The sequence below is a fragment of the Aliivibrio finisterrensis genome, assembly GCF_008933155.1.
Taxonomy (GTDB): domain Bacteria; phylum Pseudomonadota; class Gammaproteobacteria; order Enterobacterales; family Vibrionaceae; genus Aliivibrio; species Aliivibrio finisterrensis.
Genome location: NZ_WBVP01000102.1, coordinates 1 through 389 on the forward strand (window position 1 = coordinate 1; position 389 = coordinate 389).

The 389-nt window shown below is 51.4% G+C and carries 1 protein-coding gene; it reads right to left on the bottom strand.

The annotated features are described in order from the left end of the window. Window positions 1–389: hypothetical protein (locus F8B77_RS17740; RefSeq protein WP_167512876.1), on the bottom strand; the 389-nt coding region annotated here is incomplete at both ends.

Sequence of the window (389 nt, forward strand, 5' to 3'; positions counted from 1 at the left end):
AGCACTGGCGTTGAAACCAATTCAGTCATCGGGCTGCCACCCACGATTGGGGTCGCTATCACGCGAACTTCACCTGCGGTTTCGTCGGCGCTGGTCAACTGATAATTAGCATTATTGCCTGACGTTTGAATGTCACTCCAATTGATACCATTACTGCTGCGTTGCCATTGATACTGAACATCATCGGGCTGCTGATTATGCTCTGGCGTACTGCCAAGCAATCTCGCGGTCACTGTATCACCGACTTGCTGAGGCGCGGCTAACGATTCAATGCGAACTAAATCAAGATACAAACTCTGGAAGGTGTCGTCAGAGTTCGGCGCAATGCTACCTGCGCCGCCCCATGCGACACTGAGGTCGCTGTTGACCACATCACCATTACTTAATGC